The 3,160-nt window shown below is 64.7% G+C and carries 5 protein-coding genes; 2 read left to right on the forward strand and 3 right to left on the reverse strand.

The window, feature by feature from the left end:
• Both FKP22_RS25530 and FKP22_RS25535 read right to left on the reverse strand, forming a co-directional pair.
• Window positions 1-298 (reverse strand): hypothetical protein (locus FKP22_RS25530; RefSeq protein WP_141290556.1); only part of this gene is annotated, 298 nt, incomplete at its 3' end.
• A gap of 132 nt (window positions 299-430) precedes the next feature.
• Window positions 431-799: a VOC family protein gene (locus FKP22_RS25535; protein ID WP_141290558.1), complete on the reverse strand. Its 369-nt coding sequence runs from the start codon at window positions 797-799 to the stop codon at window positions 431-433.
• 54 nt (window positions 800-853) lie between these two features.
• Between FKP22_RS25535 and FKP22_RS25540 the strand changes: the two genes are divergently transcribed.
• Together FKP22_RS25540 and FKP22_RS25545 are read left to right on the forward strand one after the other, a co-directional pair.
• The gene (locus FKP22_RS25540) at window positions 854-1,315 is read left to right on the forward strand and encodes a MarR family winged helix-turn-helix transcriptional regulator (RefSeq protein ID WP_141290560.1); all 462 of its coding nucleotides are present in this window, start codon (window positions 854-856) and stop codon (window positions 1,313-1,315) included.
• Between the two features lie 542 nt (window positions 1,316-1,857).
• Entirely contained in the window at window positions 1,858-2,298 is a 441-nt protein-coding gene (locus FKP22_RS25545) for a hypothetical protein (RefSeq protein ID WP_141290562.1), read from the forward strand.
• 235 nt (window positions 2,299-2,533) lie between these two features.
• Here the strand turns inward: FKP22_RS25545 and FKP22_RS25550 are convergent.
• On the reverse strand, window positions 2,534-3,160 hold a 627-nt coding region (locus tag FKP22_RS25550; RefSeq protein WP_141290564.1), incomplete at its 5' end, for an EAL and HDOD domain-containing protein.

Here is a 3,160-nt window from a genome sequence, read left to right on the forward strand (position 1 = left end):
CCATGCGGTGGCTCTGGCCAGGCCCGGGCATCGCGCCCGGCCAGCCGATCAGCTCACAGAGCGCCGGCGACAAGGCCCCCAGCTGATTCGCATCCGCCACGCCCATCAGCGCCTGCATCGGCGCGTTGGCGCAGGCAATCCGCCCAGTGCTGTCGCATGCCAGCAAAGCCAGCGGGTTGATCTCCAGCAGCGCCAGCAGCTCGGGCGGCAATGGCGCACCCGTCCAACTCGAGGTCACCAGCCCCGCCGATTCCGGCGCGGCCCGCAACGAAGGCAGCAGCTTGGATTTGAACGACATGGGCGCCAGCTTGAGGGGGAAAAGCCAGTTTAGCCCCCGTAGCATCGGGTGGAAGGGTTCCTTCCGTTCGCCCTGAGCCTGTCGAAGGGTTTGCAAGCCCCTCACACGGGTGCACCGCCAATGAACGCCCAGTCAGCGTCGCGCCGTGTGAAAGGTGATCGCGTAGCCATCGGGATCACCGGCAACGAAGAAGCGGCCGAAGGGGCCGTCGGCCAGCGGGCTGAGGATCGCACCGCCCCGCTCGACGATGCGGTCGTGCAGCGCATCGGCGTCGGCGCATGCGATCCAGAGCACCATGCCCACGCCGAGTGGCCCTGCTTCGGGAAGCGCACGCAGCGGCACGCGCAGCGCCAGCGGGATGGGCTCGGTCTTGAAAACGACCGCCCCGGGGGGACTCTGGGGCGCGGCTTCGAAACCGAAGGTCTCGACGTAGAACTTGCGGGATGCGGCGAGATCGCGCACTTGCAAGGCGATGAAATCCGGGCCGACTGGCGTTGTCATGATGGCTCCTGTCCATTAATATCAGTGGACTGATATTAATGTAAGGGCCCTGATATGTCAACGGCGAAGCCGACGCCTCGCAGCGGAGTCGACTGGATTGGCTACAACCTGAAGATCACGCAACATCGATTGAGGCAACGCCTGGATGCCGAGCTCGCGCAGATCGGCATCACGGCACCTCAGAACGCAGTGCTGCTTGCCGTCGCCGGCAATCCGCGAATCTCGAATGCCGAACTGGCTCGCGCGGCGTTCGTGACGCCACAGACCATGCAGGCGATCCTCGTCAATCTCGAACGCGCAGGCCTGATCGTGCGGAGCCCGCACCCTGAGCATGGCCGGGTCATCATGACCGAGCTGACGAAGGCCGGTCAAAAAGCCGTCGCCGATGGCGCAAAAGCCGCCGACGCCGTCGAAAGGAAGATGCTCTCCCTGCTGTCGCCCGAAGAGGCCCAGCTGCTCTGCGCGTTGCTCAAGCGCTGCGCCGCCGGACTGGGCGACGAGCCGTCCCACGGCTAGCGGCTTGTCTTCCCGATGGCACGGAACCAGAAAAGGTGGGGACGGGAAAGCGAATGTCCACCCTGTCCGCCCTGCGCTTGCCGAAGGCATTTCCGCCGTTCTCCCTGTCGAAGGGTTTGCAAGCCCCTCACAAATGCCCCTCACAAATGCCCCTCACAAATGCCCATCACAAATGCCCATCGCCAATGAACTCCGAGACGGCGAACCCAGGAAGCGTGTCGACGGAGGGCTCGCAGCGAGAGTCTGGGACATCACCGCCAGCGGAACCGCGGGGCGCACGGCTCGGCTTCAATGTCCTGGGCATGGAAGCGGATGGCGCAATGTGCGCTCCAGGCTGATAGGAGCCGTTCGAATCGGAGAGGCCGCCACATGGCTGCAATCTCCAAGAATCGGCATCTAAGGATATCCGCAGCTCTTGTCGGCGACCACCCGGACCCGGGCTCTTGACGACGACTCGCCGGGCCTCCAGGCAAAATCCAGATGATCGGGGCGAGCCTGGCGTCGGGCCTGCCGGGAAGCCCACCTTGAATGGAGCAGCATCAATGGCACTGACGAAGAAGGGCGAGTTCTGGTACGGGACGACGTCCGGCGACACCCAAGCCGAGCTGCGCAGCTACAGCGTTGCAAATTGCCATGAGGCCGTCCGGTTTGCCGCGTCCAAATGCGATTGCGGGTGCCGGACCTTCGCGCTGCAGACCGATGAAGAAGCCGGCGTGGCGATCCGCACCTGCACAGACTGCGGGCAGGAACACCTGATGGGCGACAGCGCGGACTACGTTGAAGAAGCCGCGCCCGAGACGCACGAGTGCGTCTGCGAGAACGAGGTGTTCGAGCTGATGTCCGGCGTCTCTGTGTACGAGGGCACACATGACGTGCGCTGGTACTACATCGCTTGCCGCTGCGTGGAATGCAATCTGGTCGGGGTCTTCGCAGACTGGAAGTGTGAAGCGGGTGATGCGGCGGCCTTCCTCGCCAAGGTATGAGCGGCCGACCCCCGCAGAGATCGGGCCTCGCAGGCTCGGGGTCACGCGCGAACGTTGAACGACTACTTCAGGGCCTCGAGTTCAGTACATCGAAGGACCGCACCCGCTGCAATGCCGTGCTTCCTCGCGCTCCAACGTTCCTGACTTTGTTGCCGTGTCTCGGACTTTGATGGCAAGGAATACAAGGCAAGCTTCGACAGGCCCGAACGGATAATTACTCAGCCCGAACGGAGCACTACTCCGGCTGCATTTGCCGCGACGCGAGCAATGCCTTCCAGGCGGCGCGGTTGACCTCGCCGGCCGACAGCAGCATCTCGCCGGCCGCATCGGTGATGTCGTGCGGCGATTCGGCTTCGATGGCGATGGCCAGGTTCAGGGACTGGCGGTAGGGGCCGTTTTCGCCGACCAGGGTCTGGGCGACGCCTTCGGCGACCGGCAGGCTGGACAGCAGGCGGTCAAAGGGCTGGCCCAGCATGCGGTCCAGCAGCGAGAACACGCCGCAGATGAAGGCTTCGCTGCGGGCGGATTCGTCGCCCAGGCTGCGCGCCAGGTCTTCCATCAGCAGGCCGCGGCGCACGGCCAGGAACATCAGTGGCTTCAGGTCCGGGCTGTCGACCGCGCTGGTCATCAACAGGGCCAGCCAGCGCTTCAGGCGCTGGTAGCCGAGGATCATGATGGCGTGCTGGAAGGAACTGACCTCGACCGACAGGCCGAAGGCCGGCGAGTTGATCAGCCGCATCAGCTTGAAGGCCAGCGCGGGGTCGCCGCGCAGCACGGCATCGAGCTTGTTGGCCGGCTCCTCGCGGTCCACGCGCTGGATCAGGTTCATTACCACCTGGGCGCTGGCCGGCACGTCCTTGCG

The organism is Ideonella azotifigens, assembly GCF_006519715.1.
Taxonomy (GTDB): Bacteria; Pseudomonadota; Gammaproteobacteria; order Burkholderiales; family Burkholderiaceae_C; genus Ideonella; species Ideonella azotifigens.